The 280-nt window shown below is 48.2% G+C and carries 1 pseudogene; it reads right to left on the bottom strand.

Features of this window, described 5'->3' with window-relative positions:
* Positions 1–280, bottom strand: a pseudogene (locus AAEY98_RS22260) (M28 family metallopeptidase); the annotation flags it as partial.

Below are 280 nucleotides of genomic sequence, written 5' to 3'. Positions count from 1 at the left end.
ACGTCGCTATTATCTAACGCAACTTGAGGCAAAACTTGCTCAGTGCGCGCGGTGAAATCAGTGCCATTATTAAAAACCAACTCACCAATGTTAAGCTGCATGGTTTGGTCAGCAGTAATTTTTGCCATCGGCACAGCTTGACGGTAACTATCACCAAAGCCCGGCTTAAGCCCCATGGCCTTGTATGCATGTTCTACATACTCCACCGTCAGCTTCTCACCATGTGACAAGGGCCCACGACCTTCAAATTTATCGCTGGCGAGGGTTTGCACATCTTGAC

Source organism: Shewanella sp. AC91-MNA-CIBAN-0169, from assembly GCF_040310165.1.
GTDB lineage: Bacteria > Pseudomonadota > Gammaproteobacteria > Enterobacterales > Shewanellaceae > Shewanella.
Note: the sequence above shows the minus strand (reverse complement) of the source record. Positions and strands in the feature narration are given on the sequence as shown.